Annotated in this window: 18 protein-coding genes; 11 read left to right on the top strand and 7 right to left on the bottom strand. The window is 66.5% G+C overall.

The window, feature by feature from the left end; translation table 11 throughout:
- Nucleotides 1-10: 10 nt before the first annotated feature.
- The 5 genes from mftA (at nucleotide 11) to ACVT6V_RS25515 (ending at nucleotide 3988) form a co-directional block, all read left to right on the top strand.
- The gene (mftA, locus tag ACVT6V_RS25535) at nucleotides 11-106 is read left to right on the top strand and encodes a mycofactocin precursor MftA (RefSeq protein WP_489896870.1); all 96 of its coding nucleotides are present in this window, start codon (nucleotides 11-13) and stop codon (nucleotides 104-106) included.
- Nucleotides 106-450 (top strand): mycofactocin biosynthesis chaperone MftB, encoded by a 345-nt coding sequence (gene mftB, locus ACVT6V_RS25530; protein WP_489896869.1) that lies wholly within the window; start codon nucleotides 106-108, stop codon nucleotides 448-450. The genes mftA and mftB overlap by 1 nt, the downstream gene beginning before the upstream one ends.
- 39 nt (nucleotides 451-489) lie before the next feature.
- The gene (gene mftC, locus ACVT6V_RS25525) at nucleotides 490-1764 is read left to right on the top strand and encodes a mycofactocin radical SAM maturase (RefSeq protein ID WP_489896868.1); all 1275 of its coding nucleotides are present in this window, start codon (nucleotides 490-492) and stop codon (nucleotides 1762-1764) included.
- A gap of 103 nt (nucleotides 1765-1867) precedes the next feature.
- Nucleotides 1868-3067, top strand: a complete 1200-nt coding sequence (gene mftD / locus ACVT6V_RS25520) for a pre-mycofactocin synthase MftD (RefSeq protein WP_489896867.1) — start codon at nucleotides 1868-1870, stop codon at nucleotides 3065-3067.
- Nucleotides 3068-3175: 108 nt separating this feature from the next.
- Complete coding sequence (locus ACVT6V_RS25515; RefSeq protein ID WP_489896866.1) at nucleotides 3176-3988, top strand: mycofactocin-coupled SDR family oxidoreductase; 813 nt, start codon at nucleotides 3176-3178, stop codon at nucleotides 3986-3988.
- A 123-nt stretch (nucleotides 3989-4111) separates the two neighbouring features.
- On the opposite strand, the gene ACVT6V_RS25510 is transcribed toward ACVT6V_RS25515, so the two are convergent.
- Nucleotides 4112-5224 (bottom strand): CaiB/BaiF CoA transferase family protein, encoded by a 1113-nt coding sequence (locus ACVT6V_RS25510; protein ID WP_489896865.1) that lies wholly within the window; start codon nucleotides 5222-5224, stop codon nucleotides 4112-4114.
- A gap of 181 nt (nucleotides 5225-5405) precedes the next feature.
- Here ACVT6V_RS25510 and mftE point away from each other — a divergent pair, with 181 nt between their 5' ends.
- From mftE to ACVT6V_RS25490, 4 genes are all read left to right on the top strand, one after another.
- Entirely contained in the window at nucleotides 5406-6134 is a 729-nt protein-coding gene (gene mftE / locus ACVT6V_RS25505; protein ID WP_489896864.1) for a mycofactocin biosynthesis peptidyl-dipeptidase MftE, read from the top strand.
- On the top strand, nucleotides 6131-7567 hold the full coding sequence (gene mftF / locus ACVT6V_RS25500; protein WP_489896863.1) for a mycofactocin biosynthesis glycosyltransferase MftF: 1437 nt from the start codon (nucleotides 6131-6133) through the stop codon (nucleotides 7565-7567). Before mftE ends, mftF begins: the two co-directional genes overlap by 4 nt.
- A 5-nt stretch (nucleotides 7568-7572) precedes the next feature.
- Nucleotides 7573-8895: a mycofactocin system GMC family oxidoreductase MftG gene (gene mftG, locus ACVT6V_RS25495; RefSeq protein ID WP_489896862.1), complete on the top strand. Its 1323-nt coding sequence runs from the start codon at nucleotides 7573-7575 to the stop codon at nucleotides 8893-8895.
- Nucleotides 8896-8959: 64 nt separating this feature from the next.
- Nucleotides 8960-9388: a PPOX class F420-dependent oxidoreductase gene (locus tag ACVT6V_RS25490; protein ID WP_489896861.1), complete on the top strand. Its 429-nt coding sequence runs from the start codon at nucleotides 8960-8962 to the stop codon at nucleotides 9386-9388.
- Between the two features lie 63 nt (nucleotides 9389-9451).
- Here the strand turns inward: ACVT6V_RS25490 and ACVT6V_RS25485 are convergent, their stop codons facing one another.
- Nucleotides 9452-10123, bottom strand: coding sequence for a vitamin K epoxide reductase family protein (locus ACVT6V_RS25485; RefSeq protein WP_489896860.1), 672 nt, complete (start codon nucleotides 10121-10123; stop codon nucleotides 9452-9454).
- 26 nt (nucleotides 10124-10149) lie between these two features.
- On the bottom strand, nucleotides 10150-10878 hold the full coding sequence (locus ACVT6V_RS25480) for a DsbA family protein (protein WP_489896859.1): 729 nt from the start codon (nucleotides 10876-10878) through the stop codon (nucleotides 10150-10152).
- A 205-nt stretch (nucleotides 10879-11083) separates the two neighbouring features.
- Here ACVT6V_RS25480 and ACVT6V_RS25475 point away from each other — a divergent pair, with 205 nt between their 5' ends.
- Nucleotides 11084-11761: a FadR/GntR family transcriptional regulator gene (locus tag ACVT6V_RS25475; RefSeq protein ID WP_489896858.1), complete on the top strand. Its 678-nt coding sequence runs from the start codon at nucleotides 11084-11086 to the stop codon at nucleotides 11759-11761.
- Nucleotides 11762-11871: 110 nt separating this feature from the next.
- Nucleotides 11872-12990 carry a CynX/NimT family MFS transporter gene (locus ACVT6V_RS25470; RefSeq protein WP_489901008.1) on the top strand — a complete coding sequence of 373 codons (1119 nt, stop codon included), beginning with the start codon at nucleotides 11872-11874 and terminating at the stop codon, nucleotides 12988-12990.
- Between the two features lie 177 nt (nucleotides 12991-13167).
- Here ACVT6V_RS25470 and ACVT6V_RS25465 read toward each other — a convergent pair whose 3' ends face one another.
- The 4 genes from ACVT6V_RS25465 to ACVT6V_RS25450 all read right to left on the bottom strand — a co-directional run bounded on the left by ACVT6V_RS25465 (nucleotide 13168) and on the right by ACVT6V_RS25450 (nucleotide 19257).
- Entirely contained in the window at nucleotides 13168-14511 is a 1344-nt protein-coding gene (locus ACVT6V_RS25465; RefSeq protein WP_489896857.1) for an IS4 family transposase, read from the bottom strand.
- Nucleotides 14512-15377: 866 nt separating this feature from the next.
- Entirely contained in the window at nucleotides 15378-16742 is a 1365-nt protein-coding gene (locus ACVT6V_RS25460; protein WP_489896856.1) for an 8-oxoguanine deaminase, read from the bottom strand.
- 192 nt (nucleotides 16743-16934) lie between these two features.
- On the bottom strand, nucleotides 16935-17663 hold the full coding sequence (locus tag ACVT6V_RS25455; RefSeq protein ID WP_489896855.1) for an aspartate/glutamate racemase family protein: 729 nt from the start codon (nucleotides 17661-17663) through the stop codon (nucleotides 16935-16937).
- Between the two features lie 28 nt (nucleotides 17664-17691).
- On the bottom strand, nucleotides 17692-19257 hold the full coding sequence (locus tag ACVT6V_RS25450; RefSeq protein ID WP_489896854.1) for an NCS1 family nucleobase:cation symporter-1: 1566 nt from the start codon (nucleotides 19255-19257) through the stop codon (nucleotides 17692-17694).
- Nucleotides 19258-19276 lie beyond the last annotated feature (19 nt).

Genomic DNA, 19276 nt, shown 5'->3' with positions numbered 1-19276 from the left:
AGGTTGGATCATGGCCGATCAGCAAGCCACGTCGAATCAGGACGAACTCGTCGGTGAGTCGCTCGTCGAAGAGGTGTCGATCGACGGGATGTGCGGGGTCTACTGATGTCGACCCCGACATCTGCTCCGGCGTCCGGCGACCGCGTTGATGCGGTTGCCGGCGCCGGGAGCGCGCCGCGATTCGACCCCGCGCATGCCTGGACACTCAATCCCAAGGTGGCCCTGCGCCCCGAGCCCTTCGGGGCGTTGCTGTACCACTTCGGTACGCGCAAACTGTCGTTTCTCAAGAACCTGACCGTCGTCGACATCGTCGGATCGCTCGGTGACCATCCGAGCGCCGAGGACGCTCTCGCCGCCGCCGGAATCGGGGCCACGGACCGTTCCCTGTATCTGCAGGCGCTCGGTGCGCTGGCCGACTCCGGGATGATCATCCGACGCACCGACCACTGACCGCCGTACCGACTCGCCTGCCCCCGAGGAGTCACCGCAATGACAACGCTTGAAATGCCGCCCACCACAACGGACCTGGCTTCGCCGACGCCGACGGTGCAAACCCCGAAGGTCGGTCGTCTGGTCGATCAGTTCGAGAAGGGTCTCGACGCCCCGATCTGTCTGACCTGGGAGCTCACCTACGCCTGCAACCTGGCGTGCGTGCACTGCCTCTCATCGTCGGGCAAGCGTGATCCACGCGAGCTGTCCACCGAGCAGTGCAAGGCGATCATCGATGAACTGCAACGCATGCAGGTCTTCTATGTGAACATCGGCGGCGGCGAGCCGACCGTGCGTCCGGACTTCTGGGAGCTGGTCGACTACGCGACGAGTCATCAGGTGGGGGTCAAGTTCTCCACCAACGGATTACGCATCGACAAGGCAGTCGCGGCGCGGCTCGCGGCGTCGGATTACGTCGACGTGCAGATCTCACTCGACGGCGCGACCGCGGAGGTCAACGACTCCGTGCGTGGGCCGGGCTCGTTCGACATGGCGGTCCGCGCGCTGGAGAACCTGCATGAGGCCGGCTTCGCCGACGCGAAGATCAGTGTGGTCATGACCCGCGAGAACGTCGCGCAGCTCGATGAGTTCAAGGCGTTGGCCGACCGCTACAACGCCACCCTGCGGATCACCCGCCTGCGCCCGTCCGGCCGTGGCGCCGACGTCTGGGATGACCTGCACCCGTTGCCCGAACAGCAGCGTGAGCTCTACGACTGGCTGGTGGCCCACGGCGACGGCGTCCTGACCGGCGACTCGTTCTTCCACCTGTCGGCGTTCGGCGGGTCCGGCGGCGCAGGTGCTCTGCCCGGGTTGAACCTGTGTGGCGCGGGTCGGGTCGTGTGTCTGATCGACCCGGTCGGCGACGTCTACGCGTGCCCGTTCGCGATCCACGAGAACTTCCTTGCGGGCAACATCACGACCGATGGTGGCTTCCAGCAGATCTGGCAGCACTCGGACCTGTTCACCGAACTGCGTGAACCGCAGAACGCCGGGGCCTGCACCAAGTGCGCCCACTTCGACGCCTGTCGCGGCGGCTGCATGGCCGCGAAGTTCTTCACCGGCCTGCCGTTGGCGGGCCCGGACCCGGAATGCGTGCAGGGCTATGGCGAGCAGTTGTTGGCCGGCGACCGCACCAAACCGACTGCGAACAAGGATCATTCACGCGGCACTCCGCTGACGCTGATGACCCGGCGTCCGGACGGCGACCTGACCCCGGTAGGGGCGCCGCCATCGAAGAGCTGTGACGAGAATCCGCTGGCGGGTTTCGCGCCCTGACAACCAGACCCGAGTAACACAACCCCAAGATGCGACACCACGCCACACCCGGCTCGCGGTCGGGTGATGGTGTGCTGTCACCCACAAGTAGGTAGGAAGAACAATGGCCAAGAATCCCTGGGCCCGCAACCCGTGGTTCGAAACCGTCCATGAAGCACAGCGGCGCGCCAAGAAGCGGCTGCCGAAGTCGGTGTACTCGTCGCTGGTGGCCGGTACGCAGGCGGGCGTCACCCTCAAGGACAACACCGACGCCTTCTCCGAACTCGGCTTCGCGCCGCACGTCGTCGGCGCCCAGGCCGACCGCGAGTTCTCGACGACGGTGATGGGACAGGAGATCTCCTTCCCGGTGATGATCTCGCCGACCGGCGTGCAGGCGGTCGACCCCGACGGCGAGGTCGCGGTGGCCCGCGCCGCGGCCGCGCGTGGCACCGCGATGGGGTTGTCCAGCTTCGCATCTCATCCGATCGAAGAGGTCACCGCGGTCAATGACAAGGTCTTCTTCCAGATCTATTGGCTCGGTTCGCGCGACGAGATCCTGGCTCGCGCCCAGCGCGCCAAGGAGGCCGGCGCGAAGGGGCTGATCGTCACCACCGACTGGGTGTTCAACGTCGGTCGTGACTGGGGTAGCCCGGAGATCCCGGAGAAGGTCGATCTCCAGGCGCTGCTGAAGCTGGCGCCGGAGATCGCGCTCAAGCCACGCTATGCGCTGGACTGGATTCGCGACGGCAAGGTCGAGATCCCTGATCTCACCGCCCCCAACCTGGTGCACAAGGGCGAGGCGGGACCGACGTTCTTCGGCGCCTACGGACAGTGGATGAGCACGCCGCCGCCCACCTGGGACGACCTGAAGTGGCTGCGCGAGCAGTGGGATGGGCCGTTCATGGTCAAGGGAATCACCCGCCTCGACGATGCGAAGCGGGCCGTCGACATCGGTGCCTCGGCGATCTCGGTCTCCAACCATGGAGGCAACAATCTCGACGGCACCCCCGCCACCATCCGGTTGCTCGGACCGATCGCCGACGCGGTCGGCGGGCAGCTCGACGTGTTGCTCGACGGCGGCATTCGCCGTGGCAGCGACGTCGCGAAGGCGCTCGCGCTCGGTGCCCGTGCGGTGATGATCGGTCGCGCCTATCTCTGGGGTCTCGGCGCCAACGGTCAGGCGGGCGTGGAGAACGTCCTCGACCTGCTGCGCATGGGTCTCGACGGTGTGGTCATGGGGCTGGGGCACAAGAGTGTTCACGAACTCTCGCGTGATGACCTCATCATCCCGGCCGATTTCGAGCGCAGCTTCGGCGACGCCTGAACCATCCGGTCCTCGCGGTCACCCGCCACAAAGTAGAACGTGTTACAGTTCTGGCTGTGACGGTCGCCTGTGGCGGGTGACCGATGAGCAGACGAGGACACAGAGCGGATGGGGCAGTTCGACGGCAAGGTCGTCTACATCACCGGCATCGCGCGCGGTCAGGGGCGCAATCACGCGCTGCGATTCGCGCGGGAGGGTGCGGCGATCATCGGTATGGACATCGCCGGGCCCGTGGCCGACCACACCACCTATCCGGCGCCGAACGCCGACGACCTCGCCGAGACGATCCGCCTCGTCGAGGAGGCGGGCGGCAAAATTCTTGCCCGGCAAGGGGATACCCGCGACCTCGCATTCCAGCAGCAGCTGGTCGCCGACGGTGTCGAGCAGTTCGGTCGCCTCGACATTGTCGTCGCCAACGCCGGAATTCTCACCTGGGGCGCGGTGTGGGAGCTCTCGGAGGAACAATTCACCGACGTCGTCGACGTGAATCTCGTCGGTACCTGGAAGACTCTCAAGGCAGCCATCCCGCACATGATGGAGGCGGGCAACGGGGGCTCGATCGTCGTCATCAGTTCGTCGGCCGGCTTGAAGGCGATGCCGCTACAGGCATCGTATTCGGCATCCAAATTCGGCCTGCGTGGGCTCACCCAGTCCGCGGCCAAGGAACTCGGCCACTACCGAATCCGGGTCAACAGCGTGCACCCCTATGCGGTCGACACCCCGATGGGCGTGGCCGACACCGAGGCGCACAGAATCTTCGGTATCCCCTGGGTCGCACCGCATCTCACCTCGATGATGAATCACCACCCGGTGGCCGCGCTCGACGAGATCTCCGACGCGGTCCTCTATCTCGCGTCCGACGGGGCCAAGGCCATCACCGGTGCCGAGTTCCAGATCGACATGGGTGCCACCAAGGTCTGACTCGCCGACAGAACCCAGAACCTCGCCGACAGAACCCGGAATCGCGCCGACAGAACCCGGAATCGCGCCGAGAGAACCCGTGTGGGCACTCTGGGTGGACCCGGGTTCTCTCGGCGCGGTGGGTCAGTCCTGCCAGAGAGTGGTGGGGTCGACGGCTTCGCGCGCCGGACCGGAGGGGGTCTCGGGGCTGGTCCGGGAGAAGCGGGGGGCCACCTGCGCCTGCATGACGCCGTCGATCTCGATCAGGTTGGCGCGCGCCGCCATGTGCGGGTCCGACGGCGCCTCACCGAAGTCGAGCACCGGAGAGGTACAGGCGTCGGTTCCGTCGAAGACCTTTGTCCACTCGTCGCGCGTACGCGAGGCGAACGTATTCGTGAAGATCTCTTTGAGCTTGGGCCAGTTCGCGATGTCGTTCTGCCCGGGCAGGTCCGCGTCGGCGAGGCCCAGTCCGGTGATCAGCTCGGCGTAGAACTGCGGCTCGATGGCTCCGACGGCCATGTACTTGCCGTCGGAGGTCTCGTACACCTCGTAGTAGGGTGCGCCCGTGTCGAGCATGTTCACACCGCGTTCGTCACTCCACAGGCCGGTGCCGCGGAAAGCCCACATCATCTGGCCGAGCACCGATGCGCCGTCGACCATCGCCGCGTCCACGACCTGTCCGCGGCCGGACACCTGACGTTCGAGCAGCGCGGCCAGCACACCCATGACCAGGAACATCGAACCGCCGCCGAAATCGCCTGCCAGGTTCAGCGGCGGCACCGGGCGGTCGTCCTTGCGGCCGATGGCGTGCAGCATGCCGGTCAGCGAGATGTAGTTGATGTCATGGCCGGCGCGGTCGGCACGCGGGCCCTGTTGGCCCCATCCGGTCATCCGCCCGTAGACCAGGCCCGGATTGACCGCCTCGAGGTCGTCCGGGCCGAAGCCGAGGCGCTCCATGACTCCGGGGCGAAAACCCTCGAGGATCACGTCGGCCTTGCCCACCAGTCGAAGAATGGTGTCCCGGTCCGCGGGATCCTTGAGGTTGGCCTCGACGACCTGCCGTCCGCGCAGCAGCGCGTCGGCGTTGCGATCGGCCGCAGGGAGCGAACCCGGTCGCTGCACGCGAACCAAATCGGCCCCCAGATCGGCCAGCAGCATCGCGGCGTGCGGTCCTGGGCCGATGCCGGCGAACTCGACCACGCGGATTGCGCTGAGGGGCCCGTTTTTTCCGCTGCTGTGCGCGGCAGATGACGTCATGGTGTCCTCCCGATCCGTACCCGTTCCGATGTGTCGGGTCTCACGTTTGTCGGTCCAGCATCCCACAACCGATCGAGCGCTCGGACATACGGGCTGCCGAAGCCCACCGATGCCGGATTCCTATCGAAGAAATGCGCCGACTCGGTTAACACGCACCGAGCGCATCGCTAAAGTTGAACGAATGGGACGTCGGGCCGCGCTGGGACAGCTGTACTGGCCCGAACTGTCTGACCGATCGGTCACCCTTCTCGTCCCTCTGGGCGCGACCGAGCAGCACGGACCCCACCTTCCGCTCGACACCGACAGTCGCATCGCCGGGGTGGTGGCGGATCGGGCCGCGACACGGCTCGGCTCGGGTGATCCGCATGGAACGTCCGCGGTGTTGACGGCGCCGGGGCTGAACTACGGCGCGAGCGGCGAGCATGAAGGATTTCCGGGCACCATCTCGCTCGGCCATGAGGCGCTGCAGCTGATGCTGGTGGAGTACGGTCGCAGTGCCTGCCGCTGGGCGGATCGCCTGGTCTTCGTCAACGGGCATGGCGGCAACGGCTCGACGCTGGCCTCCGCGGTGCAGAGATTGCGCTACGAGGGGCGCGACGCCGCATGGTTCCCCTGCGCCTTCCCGGGTGGGGATGCCCACGCTGGATTCACCGAAACCTCTGTGCTGCTTCACTTTTCCCCGGAGGCCGTCAGTCTGTCGGCGGCGGAGTCGGGGAACGTGTCGCCGGTTGCGACCTTGTTGTCGACGATGCGGGCCGGCGGCGTCGCGGCCGTCAGCACCAACGGTGTGCTCGGCGACCCGGACGGGGCAAGTGGTGAGGCCGGCGCGCGGCTGACCGACGAGCTGGTGTCGGGCCTGGTGGGTGCGGTACGAAGCTGGACCATCGACGAGAACGGGCGACTCGGATGACGGCGCTGGAACGGGCGCCCGAGGCCGCCACGGCGGTTGCGACCGGCCTGCCCGACGGATTCCAGGTCCAGATCGACATGCGCTGCGCCCGGCACCGCGACCTGCGGTTCCTGGTCGGCGGGTCGCCGACCCGCATGCTCCGGCTGACCGATACGGCCCTCGGGATGACATCGGCGGACGGTCGTATCGAGGTGTGTGACGCGGCCACCCGCGGTCTCGCCCGTCGACTGCTCGACAGCGGAATCGCCAACCCGCGCCCCATGTTCGGGCCACGACCCGACGATGTGACCGTCGTCGTCCCCGTTCGCGACAACCAGGCCGGCGTCGACCGCCTGCTCGACGCGGTGGCCGGGATGAAGGTGGTGATCGTCGACGACGGCTCCCTCGAGCCCATCCACGCCGCCCGTCCCGGCGTCGCTGTGCTCCGGTTCGACGAGAATCGGGGGCCGGCTGCGGCACGCAACGCGGGCGCCGCGGCCGCGACGACCGACTTCGTCGCGTTCCTCGATTCCGATGTGGTTCCCAGTGCGGATTGGTTGACCATGCTGCTCGGCCACTTCTCGGACCCCGCCGTGGCCATCGTCGCGCCGCGGATCGTCGGATTGAGCCGAACCGCACGTGATGCGTCTATGGTCGAGCGCTACGAGAACGGACATTCCTCTCTCGACATGGGGCCCGAGGAGTGCTCCGTGGTTCCCGGTAGCCGTGTGCCATATGTCCCGAGTGCGGCGATGGTGGTGCGGCGCAACGCTTTCAGTGGTTTCGACGAGTCGCTGCGGGTCGCCGAGGACGTTGACCTGTGCTGGCGGACGCACAAGGCGGGTTGGCGGATGCGTTACGACCCGGTGGCGCAGGTCGCCCATGATCACCGGACCGACGTGCGCTCGGTGCTCGGCCGTCGTCGTTTCTACGGAACCGGCGCCGCGTACCTGGCCTCCCGGCATGGCGGTTTCGCGGCGCCGGTCGTGATGTCGATCCCGATGGCCGTGGCGGTCGTCGCGCTTCTCACGCGGACGAAGATCGGCTTCGCGATCGCGCTCATCATCGTCGGACAGACCGGGGTGCGCCTGCGCCGGCGCCTGGGCGAGCTACCCGGGGCCCCGATCGTGGCGACCCAGATGACCGGCCGTGCACTCGGGTTCGGCCTGCTCCAGGCGGCGGGTGCGATATGTCGGCACTACTGGCCGGTCGCCGTCCTCCTCGCGGTGTTCTCCGCTCGATTCCGGCGCCTGGCCATCGAGATCGCCGTTGCCGAAGGGATCGTGTCGTGGGTCCGGCAGGTGGTCGCCGAGCCGGCGGTGGGGCCTGCGCTGGGCCCACTCGGCTACACGGTCTTCCGGCGACTCGACGACCTCGCGTATGGCACCGGCCTGTGGCAGGGCGCGTTGCACGAACGCGATCTGGGTGCCCTGCGACCTGTTCTCACCACATAGACCTGATGCGAAGCGATCTCCCCACGGTCGTCGACACGGTGATCGTCGGTGCGGGCAGCGCCGGCTGCGTGTTGGCCGAACGGTTGTCGCGCAACCCCGATCGCTCGGTTCTGCTGCTGGATCGTGGCACAGCGGACTGGCCGTCGTCGCAGGTGCGGGATCTGCGCGCGCTGCCCATCGAGGGTGGCTCGCCGTACGCCACCTACCATGATGAGGCGACCGGGCTCGGTGTGGTGCGCGGGCGTGGACTGGGCGGGTCGTCGTCGGTGAACGGCGGCTACTTCCTCCGTTGGCACGCCGACGACTTCGTCGACTGGCAGTGGCGGATCGACGACGTCGCGCACTCGTACGAGGAACTCGACGGCGCAGGTGGGACGATGGCCGTGTCGGCGTTCGCCGACGACGAACTGGCACCCGTCGTCGACAGATTCGAATCGTATTGGGGGCGGATTCTTCCGGTGCGTGGGCATGACGACCCCTGGCCGATCGTCGGGGTGAATCGTGTCCGATCCAATCGGGACCTGATGTTCCGCATGACTGCGGCGGAGGCGTACCTCCGGCCTGCACTGCGTCGTCCGAACCTGATGCTCGGCACCGACGCGGAGGTCGACGTCGTGGTCTCGTCGGGGTCGAGGGTCACCGGCGTCCGGCTGGGGGATGAGGTGGTCGGGTGCGGCGAGGTCGTCCTCTCCGGAGGCACACTCGGCACGGCGGCGATCCTGCTGCGATCCGAACTCGAAACCCTCGGGGGGATCGACGAACTGCCCGTGCACGAACATCGTGAGGTTCTGGTGCATTACCGCAGCCGGATCGATGCGGCCACCCCGACCGCCCTGCTGCAGTCGGTCGTCCACACCGACGACGATCTGGAACTCCGTTGCTACAGCGCCGATATGGGCAGCTACATCAAGGGACTTCCCAGCGCGGGGCCGGCCATGGGCGTGGCGGTGATGCGACCGGGAACCGTCGGATCGATACAGCAGCGGGCCGCGGGTCACCCCATCGTCGATCTCGGCACCATCGACGCGACGACCGCGGACCGACTCCAGGGTGGTGTCGAGGCAATCGGTCGGATGCTGAGGTCCGGTGGGTTCGCCGACATGATCGAGCCGGGTTCGGTCGTCGTGGACCCCATCGTCCGCACCTCGCAGCATGCCTGGGGCAGCATGCCGATGGGTTCGCGGACGGATTGGTCGGGCGCGGTGACGGGACTGCGGGGATTGCGGATCGTCGACGGGTCGATCCTGCCGACCGCCGGGCGCAGCGGACCGCACGCGACCATCATGATGGTCGCCTGCCAGATCGGCGATCAGCTGGCCCACGAGTAGGTCCGCCGGGGAGAGGGCAACCGAACTCATGCGGCTGTGTGGGTCTCCCCCGTAGGGTTGGGATATGGCTGCTTCCTTGGACCAACCGGCGATCCGCGATTTCCTCTCCAGCGGCACGAAGACCGGCCATCTCGGGTTTCTCGCCGCGGATGGGCGGCCCTTGGCAGCGCCGATCTGGTTCGTGCTCGACGGCGATCGGATCGCGTTTAACACCGGCTCGACCACCGCGAAAGGGCGTGCGATAACCCGGGATCCGCGCGTGGTCCTCACGGTGGACCTGCCCGAGCCACCCTATGCATTCGTCCAGATCCAGGGTCACGCCGTCACCGGCGACGATCTCACCGAGGTGCGGCGGATCGCGACGCACTGTGGCGCCAGGTACATGGGTGTCGATCGTGCCGACGAGTTCGGCAGCCGCAACGGTGTGCCGGGCGAACTCGCGGTCTGGATCAACCCGACGAAGGTGATCGCCGAACTCGACGTCTCCGCGTGACCTCGTTGCCCCGGCCGTGACCCGGGTATCACCCGGTGGGCGTAGGAAACCCGAGGCCCCGTCTCAGATGAGAGTCGACCAGTAGTCCCAGAATTCGACTCCGATGGCCACGATCACCACCGCGTACCAGACGGGTAGCAACACCCACAGCCAGGAGCGTAGCTCCCGCCCCATCCGCGAGGAGCCGAGCACCCGTCCCGTGCTCAGCACGAGGATCAGCGGGGTGACCACCCACACCACCATGCAGTACGGGCACAGGGCATGGATCCGGTAGAGGCTCTGAAACGCCAGGAAGTTGATCATCACGAACCCGGCCAGCGTCCCCAGCGCCTGACCGAGCCAGTACCAGCGGGGCAGGGAGATGCCGGCGGTCGCCAGAACGCCGGTCACCACGATCACCGAGAATGCGGCAATCCCGATGAGCGGGTTGGGAAATCCGAAGATCGCCGCCTGTTCGGTGACCATCACCGATCCACACGAGATGATCGGGTTGATGCTGCAGCTCGGTACGTACGAGGGGTCGGTGAACAGGTGGAATCGCTCAACCGTGAGCGTTGCCGAGGCGACCAGACCGATCACGCCCGCGACAAGCAGTGTGATCGAGATGCCGCGCGACACGGGCACCAATCCCAGCAAGCCCGACGAGGAATCCCCGCCGGTGTCCTCGGTGTCCCGGTTGTCCACGGTGTGATCCCGGGTGTCGCCGGCTTCGTCTGCTGCGGTCGCCTCGGTCATGTCGGTGCTGCTCCCTGCTGATGCGGTCACTTGTTGGCGGCTGCCAGGACTGCGTCGCGAAGTGCGTCGGGGGTGGTCAACTGGACGACCTGGCCATTGATCTTGACGGTCGGGGTCGACGTCGCCGCCGTCTTCTCTGTGGTCTGTGCCACCCAATCACCGAACTGGCGGTCCTCGATGCACTGTCTGACGTTGCTGGCACCGGCCTGTGTGGCCAGATCGTTGAGCTTGTCGTCGGACAGGCCGGCCGAGCCTTCTGCCGGCTGCTGTGCGTAGAGCAGATCGTGGAACTTCAGCCAGGTGGAGAAGTCGCCGTCCTTCGCGGTCGATTCGGCGACACAGGCCGACGCATTGGCCGACCGGGTCGAGTAGTCCGTGGTCGACATCCGGTCGAGGAAGGCGATCGGGGTGTAGTCGACGGCGACCTTCGGGTTGTCCCGCAGTTCGGCGATGACATCGCCGAACTGCGCCTCGAACTGTCGGCAGGCCGGGCATTGGAAGTCCTCGACCAGGGTCAGGACGGCGGGTGGCGTGCTGCCGGCGGGCGCCGTGGTGACCCGGTACGCGTTGGTGTCCGTGGCGACCGTGACCTGCGCTGAGGTGCCCGTGCTCGACTCGTTCGACATGATCGCCCAGAGCCCGAGGCCCACGGCGACTGCGATCAGGACGACGGCCGCGCCGATCCTGATGAGCAGGGATCGGCGACGTTCGGCCTTGCGTGGGTCGACGACGACCTTCTTCGGACTCTGAGCCATGAGGTGCTGCTGCCTCCGCTGTTCGGTGTTCGGATGCTCGGGCCCGGCGGCTCGCCGGCGTTCTCCGGCGGCGCGGTCGGGGACCCGACCCAACCAGGCTACTTGGTCGGCGGAGCGGGCCCCGCCGGACTCGGGACGTCGTGCGCGCCGTCACTCCGAACGGAGCTGAGACGGATCCCTAAACATGGGATGTTAGGCTCTTTGGGTGTCCGAGCTCATCTCCCCGCCGCCACGCACCAGCGAACTGGTCGTCGGCCGCATGCAGGACCTGATCCGCACCGGGCGATGGGCGGTGGGGGAGCGGATTCCCGCCGAGCCCGAACTCGTCGAACAATTCGGGGTGGGGCGCAACACCATCCGTGAGGCGGTCCGGGCACTGGAGCATTCCGGACAGCTCGTGCCGCGACGCGGAGACGGGACCTATGTCCGGAGTAGTAACATGTTGGCCGCGGCTATCGAGCGCTGCGTACCCGGATCGGCTCAACGCGACCTTCTGGGTGCGCGCCGGGCCATCGAGGTCGAAGCGGCGGCCATTGCGGCGGAGCGAGGTCCGGACGAGTACCTCAGCGTTCTCCGCGAGCGACTCGCCGACGCCGAACGAGCGCTCGCCGGCGCCGACAGCGTCGCATACCTGCAGGCGGACATTGCTTTTCACGCCGCTGTCGTCGAGGCTTCTGGCAATCCGCTCTTGGTGGAGCTCTACGGCGGCATCGTGGAGGTCATGCAGCGTCTGCACGCCGAGGTGGTCGAGGCGAGTGTGGTGGATGGGGTCCTGCCGCCAGGGCATGCCGCGGTGGTGGACGCCATCGAGTCCCGGGACCCGACAGCAGCCCGTGACGCGGTCCACCTCTACCTCGACGAGTCGTTGAAAAGGCTCCCGTGACCGGCGGACCGTCGACCGCGCCGGCCGCACCGCGCGGTACGGATCGGCCGACTTCCGAGGGCCGCGGCGCACCCACAGGGATCGCGGCCGTCGTCGCGGCGGTCGGCATCATGCTCGTCGCCGCCAACTTGCGTCCGCCGGTGGTCTCGGTGGCCCCGTTGATCGACGACGTCATGGCCGACCTCGGCGTGAGTGGCACCGGGGCCGGACTGCTGACCACGTTGCCGGTGTTGTTCTTCGGACTCAGCGCGCCGGCCGCGCCGCGTCTGGCGGCACGGTTCGGGATCGAACGGACCATCTTCGGGTCGATGATCCTGCTGATCGGCGGGATGTGCCTGCGATACGTCCCGAGCATGGTGAGCCTGTTGATCGGCTCCGCCGTCATCGGCACGGCGATCGGAATCTGCAACGTGGTGTTGCCGGCACTGATCAAGCGCGACTTCGCACATCGGTCGGGTCTGATGACCGGGCTGTACTCGATGACCCTGTCCGGTGGGGCCGCCGTCGCCGCGGGTTTGACCATCCCTATCGACGAACGGTTCGGCGGTGACTGGCGGTTGACGTTGACCTCGTGGTCGGTGCTCGCGGCGGTGGCGATGGTGGCGTGGCTGCCGCAACTACGGCATGTGCATCGTGTCACGGTCACCGCCACACCGACTTCGTTGTGGCGCAATCGCATCGCCTGGTCGATCACCGTGTTCATGGCAGCCCAGTCGTTCGTCTTCTACACCTTCGGTGCCTGGCTGCCACAATTCCTGATCGACCGGGGCGCCAGCGCCGCCGACGCGGGGACCACCCTCGCCGTCGGCCAGGTCGTCGCGCTGACCGCATCGCTGGTGATCCCCGTCGTCGCCGGCAGATTCGCCGATCAGCGTGTCATCACGCTGGCCGCCATCGCCGTGTGCGCGATCGGGTTCGCCGGACTGCTGGCGACAGATACCTGGACGCATCTGTGGGTCATCCTGGTGATGGTGGGACCGGGTTCCTCGATCAGTCTGGCGTTGCTGTTCATGGTGCTGCGCAGTCCGTCGACGGTGGTGACCGGGCAGGTGTCCGGGATGGCGCAATCGGTCGGCTATGTCATTGCCGCGCTGGGCCCCATCGCCATCGGCGCCCTGCACGATGCCACCGGCTCGTGGACGTTTGCGTTCTCGGTGCTGGCACTCGCGCTGATCCCCCAGGCGCTCTCCACGCTCCTCGCGGCGAAGAACGTCACGATGAGGGTGTGACGGGAGGGTTGCGGCATTCCCGGTCCCGGAGGACTCTCGCCTTCGGGTCCCTGAGGACTGTCACCAGCCGGTCCTGAGGAAGTTCGGAGCGCTAGCGGAGGACTGTCACCAGCCGGTCCCTGAGGAAGTCCGGAGCGCTAGCGGCAATGCCGCGTAGTTAGTGTTCGGGGTGTGTTGTCAACCGTCGGGTGCAGATTGTTCGATGGTGAGGTTGTAGGTGGTCTGGTAGTTGGTGCGGTCGATGGTTCCTTTCGCGCGGTGTTTGGAGATGGCACGTTTGGTGACGCGGGGGCATCGGCGGTTGCGGCGGGGGCCGAGTAGGTGGGCAAGGACGGCGGCGCCGATGGCGCCGATGAGGTCGACGGTGCTGGTGGTTGTGGCGATGATGTTGCGGGCCTTGATGATTTCGTCGCGTGCGGTGTTGAGGGCGACGGTGAAACTGCCGCGGTCGGGTTGGGTGTCGGTACTGATCGTTGCCTCGGCGATGGCCAGGCGTAGTGCTTGGTACACCACGAGCAGGGCATAGACCTCTTGGGTGATCCCGGACGGGGTCCGGGCGCGTAGCACCCGTCCGCCCAGGATGCTCGATTTCAGTTCCAGGTAGGTGATTTCGATCTCCCATCGCTGGTGATACAGCTCGACGAGGTCGGCCGCGGGGTAGCTGCGGTAGTCGGTCAGCGATGTCAGGAGCCGGTAGTGTCCGGTGCCCACGATTGTGTGGCCGTCGGCGGTGGTGGTGTTGACGGTGATGACGGCGTCGATGATGCGGACCGTGACACCGCCGATGATGGTGTGCCAGCTGCCGTCGGGGTAGCTGCCATACCGGGGCGATTTGTGGGTGCGCTGGCCGCGGATGAGGAAATCGGCGCCGGTGTCGTGGATGGCGGTCATCAGGTCCGCGGCATCAAATCCGCGGTCGTAGAGGATGAGCATCCCGGGCCTGATTGATCGTAATAGTTGTGCTGCGTAGTCAATTTCGCCGATGGTGTCGGGTCCGAACACCGCATCACACAGTGTGCGGGTACCGCAGGTAACTAGCGCCACCAGCCGCACGATCGGGTAGGTCGAGCCACCGTGGGTGCCTTTGACGTGTCGGTAGCGGCCACCATTGGCCGGGCTGTCGGGGATCACCATCGTCGTGCCGTCGATTGCACACACGTGCAGTCCGCGCCAGCGGGCGGCGCCGCCGGTGTCGCCGGCGAGTAACTCGAACAACGCGCGCAATGGTGCCGGGCCGATCCGGCGGCGGGCCTGGGCCAACGCCGAGCTGCCCGGGCAGGCCGCTGCGGGTACTGAGGACGTCAACCGAGCCCACACCTGCTGATAGCCCAGCTCGGCGAATAGTCCGGCCGCGAGCAGCAGATACACCACGACTCGGGAGGGCAGCACCCGAACCCGACGCTGGGTGGTGCGGGTTTCGGCCAGTGCCGCATCGACCATCTCAGGGGGAATGATCTGGGTCAACTCGCCGAGCTGACCTGCAGCAAACGGGTCGACACCGGTCACAACGGTGGTCGGCATGACAGACTGATCAGGCAACGGAACTCCTGGTTGATGGATGGACTTGGCGGACGATCCAATCGATACCGTGAGTTCCGTTGTTTATAATTCCGACACGCCGATACCGCGTGTCACTTCTGCATCAGAAGTCACATCCTTAACTGCGCGGCATTGGCGCTAGCGGAGGATTGTCACCAGCCGGTCCCTGAGGAAGTCCGGAGCGCTAGCGGAGGACTGTCACGAAGGGCGGCCCTTCGTGACGCATCGCTCGTTCCTCGCGAGACTCCTCAGGGAGCGGTGGGTGGGGTTGGTTTGCGTTGGTGGCGAAGTGCGCTTTGTTTCCGGTCCCTGAGGAAGTTCGGAGCGCTAGCGGAGGACTGTCACGAAGGGCGGCCCTTCGTGACGCATCGCTCGTTCCTCGCGAGGCTCCTCAGGGAGCGGTGGGTGACGCATCGCTCGTTCCTCGCGAGGCTCCTCAGGGAGCGGTGGGGAGCATCGCTCGTTTCTCGCGAGGCTCCTCAGGGAGCGGTGGGTGGGGTTGGTTTGCGTTGGTGGCGAAGTGCGCTTTGTTTCCGGTCCCTGAGGAAGTTCGGAGCGCTAGCGGAGGACTGTCACGAAGGGCGGCCCTTCGTGACGCATCGCTCGTTCCTCGCGAGGCTCCTCAGGGAGCGGTGGGTGACGCATCGCTCGTTCTCGCGAGGCTCCTCAGGGAGCGGTGGGTGACGCATCGCTCGTTCCTCGCGAGGCTCCTCAGGGAGCGGTGCGTGACGCATCGCTCGTTTCTCGCGAGGCTCCTCAGGGAGCGGTGCGTGACGCATCGCTCGTTCCTCGCGAGGCTCCTCAGGGGGCGGATGGGGGAGCATCGCTCGTTCCTCGCCCGACTCGAATCAGACTGCGACACCCTGGATGCGGCGCGCGTGTCGGTCGTGCGCGGCGAGGACGTCGCCCACCGCGGGATTCTGAATCTGTCCATCGCGCACGAGGACCCGGCCGCCGACGATCGTCGTGTCGGCCGTCATCGGACCACATCGCAGCCACGCTTCGACCGGATCGGTGACGGCTCCGGCCAAGGACAGTGGAGATGCGGTCCACACCACCAGGTCGGCGCACGCCCCGGGACGCAGGTGTCCCGTTTCGTCGTCCCATCCCAGGCATGCGGCGCCTCCCCGGGTCGCGATGTGCAGGGCATCTCTAGCGGTCATCGCGGTCGGTCCGCCACGGAATCTTGCCAGTGTCAAGGCCGCCCGGGCCTCCAGCCACATCGATCCGTGGTCGGTGGACGCCGAACCGTCACATCCCAGACCGACCGGGCCACCGAGCGCCCGCAGGCGTTGCACGTCCGCAGATCCACCGCCGATCAGCATGTTGGAGCTCGGACAATGCGCCACGCCCACACCTGCCGTGGCCATGCGCGCCTGCTCCTCGTCGGTCGGATAGATGAAATGAGCCACCCACGAACGTGATTGCATCCATCCGACGCTCTCGAAGTACTCGACGGGACTCATGCCGTACATCGAGCGGCAGTAGGCGAGTTCGTCCTGATCCTCGGCCAGGTGGGTGTGCAGTCGTACGTCGTGTTTCTCGGCGAGCACGGCGGTGTCGGTCATGAATTGCGCCGTCACCGAGAACGGTGAGCACGGGGCGAGCGCCACGCGTGTCATCGCGCCGGGCTCGGGGTCGTGGTAACGGTCGATCAGACGTTCGCAGTCGGCGAGGATGTCGTCGGCGTCCTGAACCACTTCCACCGGCGGTAGCCCGCCGTCCTCGATCGACCGGGTCATCGAGCCCCGGTTGGCGTAGAAGCGGAATCCCAGATCGCCGGAAGCCAGGATCTGGGCGTCTATCAACTCATCTCGCGGGTGAACGTACATGTGGTCCGACGACAGAGTGCACCCGCCGAGCAGCAGTTCGGCCATGGCAACCCAGGTGGAGAGGTAGATCGATTCGGTGTCCACGTTCGCCCACATCGGGTAGAGGGTGGTCAACCAGTCGAACAGACCGGCGTTGACCACGGGCCCATGGGAGCGGGTCAGATTCTGATACATGTGATGGTGGACGTTGACCAGCCCGGGCGTGACGAGTCTGCCGCCTGCATCGATGTGCGTCGCGGCGTCCGGAGTCCGATCACCGACCGAACCGACACCCTGGACGCGACCGTCGTTGAGGGCGATCCATCCGGATGGCACTTCCCAGCCGGCATCGACATAGATGTAGGCGTTGGTGATGAGCAGGTCGCAAATCTGATCGGGCATGACGCATCCTCAGGGTCGGCGGCGTGTGCCGCAGCGTGCACCCTGTCCCGGACTCAGGCCATCCGGATCGTCACCGCACGGGGGCGGACGGGCCTTTCATGTGCAGGTAAGACTATCTGCTGCAATGGTTTCCGGCATGTTTCCGAAGGGTTTCAGCCAGGTGGCGGAGGGGTGATCCTGCCGACGCACCGGTCACGGACGGCCGAAGTCCGCCAGCGGTCCGGAGTACGGCTTGGGTGGCGGGGTGGCGAACTCCCCGGACGCGGTCCCGGTCTGCAGTCCGATGGCGGCCATCGCGCCGAGCATGCCCACACCGGCGGCGACGCCGTCGATGACGGGCGCCCCGATGGCGTCGCTGATGCGATGCGCGAGATCGGCCATGCCGGCGCATCCGAGCACGATCGCATCGGAGCCGTCCGTCTGCAGCGCCTCGCGGCAGGACTTCTCCAGGATCAACGCGGTCGCGGGATTGGTCTCGAGTTCGAGCACCGGGATGTCGCAGGCGTGGATCCCCCGGCACTGCCGGGTGAATCCATAGTGATCAACGAGATCAGCTGCGCGGCCGATTGTCCGGTGCAGGGTGGTCACGATCGAGAAGCTGCGTCCGAGGGGGACGGCGAGATGCATGGCCGCCTCGGCGATTCCCATGACGGGGGCGGAGGCGACCTCGCGAGCAGCATCCAGACCAGGGTCCCCGAAGCAGGCGATCAGGTAGCCGTCGCAGTCGGGATTGTCGACGATCGCGCCGAGAAGCCCGGGAACCGCAAGGGCTTCGTCGTAGTGGCTCTCGATCGACGCGGGACCCATTGCGGAGGTGACGGCGACGATCTCGGTGTCCGGACGTGCGACCGAGCGCGCCGCGGCGGCGATGACCTCGGTCATCGCCGCCGCGGTGTTCGGATTGATGACGCAGATGCGCATCGGTATGTCGTACTCCTGTGAGTCGTGCTTACAGCGCGGACGGTTCGAGCTTGCCGTCCTTGGCGGTCGGCAGGACGGCCGGGACCTCACCGCTGTCGTAGACGAAGCTCGTCGGCGCGATCTTCATGCCGACCCAGTAGACGATCCCGCCGGCCGCGGCTCCCATGAACCAGGTGAAGCTCGCCTGGTAGGCGGTGCCCCAGATGACGAAGCTGATCGGCAGGATCGAGGCGATGATCACCGCGATCACCGCGACCGGGTTCCAGCCGTTGCGGTAGGCATACGACTTGCCCGCGTCCATGCTGAACAGGTCGTCGACCTCGATCTTCTGCTTTTTGATCAGGTAGAAGTCGACGATCAGGATGCCGAACAGCGGACCGATCACCGCACCGAGTGTGTCCATTGTGTAGTGGATCGCGGTGGGGTTGTTGAACAGGTTCCACGGGGTGATCAGCACCGAGCCGACCGCCGCGATCATCCCGCCGGTTCGCCAGGTGATCTTGGTGGGCGCCACATTTGAGAAGTCGAAGGCGGGGGACACGAAGTTCGCGACGATGTTGATGCCGATGGTGGCGATCGCGAACGTGAGAACACCGAGGACCGCGGCGGTGGTGTTGTCGATCTGGTCGACGATGTGCACCGGGTCGGTGATGATGTTGCCGTCCTCGTCCTTTCCGATCACCGTCGCGCCTGCGGACACGGTGCACACGACCAGCAGCGAGAAGAACAGGAAGTTGACCGGCAGACCCCAGAAATTGCCCTTCTTCACCTCGGCGAAGGACTTCCCGTAGCGGGAGAAGTCACCAAAGTTCAGCATCGGTCCGGAGAAGTAGGAGACCACCAGGGCGAAGGCGCTGATCATCTGGGTGACCGACGACCATCCGGACAGTCCGGGGCCGGTCGACAGATCGAGGCTGACGTTGCTCCAGCCCGCCTTGACGATCAGATATGCCGCCAGGGCGACCATCACGACGTACACCGCCGGACCACAGAAATCGATGAACTTGCGGATGGTGTCCATGCCGTTCCAGAACACGAACGCCTGCAGCACCCACATCAGGATGAACCCGGCCCAGCCGAGGATGCTCAGGCCGAGGAAACCGTGCTGATCGACGTCGCCCCACGGCTCGAGGCCCGGCCAGAACTTCAGCGCCAGCAAGCCGAAAGCGACCGACGCCAAGTAGGTCTGGATGCCGTACCAGACGACGGCGATGCATCCGCGGATGATGGCCGGGATGTTGGCGCCCTTGACGCCGAAGGCGACTCGGGTGGTGACGGGATAGGGCACCCCGGCCAACTGGGACGGCTTGGCCACCAGGTTGCACAACAGGTTGACGGCGATGATGCCGACCACGAGGGCGACGAGCACCTGCCAGGCGGCGATGCCGAGCGCGAACAGGCTGCCGGCGAAGACGTACCCGCCGACGCTGTGCACGTCCGACATCCAGAACGCGAAGATGTTGTACCAGGTCCACTTCTGTTCCTTGAGTGGCGCGAGGTCGGAGTTCGTCAGGTTTTGGTGATACCCGAGTTTGATGACGCTTTCGCCGGCCGCGCTCTCGTGCGCGGTCGCGACGTCGGTTGATGCAGACATATGGCTCTCCCGGTCAGGC

Source organism: Gordonia sp. LMA167 (genome assembly GCF_058130025.1).
Note: the sequence above shows the minus strand (reverse complement) of the source record. Positions and strands in the feature narration are given on the sequence as shown.